General features: G+C 46.4%; 1 pseudogene. It reads left to right on the top strand.

Annotated elements, in window-relative coordinates:
• Positions 1-144: 144 nt before the first annotated feature.
• Positions 145-336, top strand: a pseudogene (locus BK660_RS32830) (hypothetical protein); the annotation flags it as partial.

Here is a 336-nt window from a genome sequence, read left to right as displayed (position 1 = left end):
CGCGGAATCGTTACAACAACCATGTAAAACTGCTTGGTGCGAACCTTTCAGATTATTGCCAGAAAAATTTTGTTCCCCGCCCGAATTACTCCACCAGCGGAGCAACACCGCTTCTAAGAAACTATTAATGAGCACAACAAAAAAATGAACATCCTCCGGGCATTTCGCTCGCTACTTATCCTGGCCTTTATTTGCTCTCCGACTTTGAGCGCGGAAACGCATGCCTCCAACTCAGAAAACCAGACAGCCACAAAACAAAGCCGTGGGATCGTCCTGTACAACCAACTAAAAATCGACAATGCCATTCCGCAACTAGAAAAGGAAGCAAAATCCGGC

It is taken from the genome of Pseudomonas brassicacearum, assembly GCF_003732265.1.
Classification (GTDB): Bacteria; Pseudomonadota; Gammaproteobacteria; order Pseudomonadales; family Pseudomonadaceae; genus Aquipseudomonas; species Aquipseudomonas brassicacearum_D.
The sequence above is the reverse complement of the archived record's forward strand: the minus strand, read 5'-3'. Positions and strand labels throughout refer to the sequence as shown.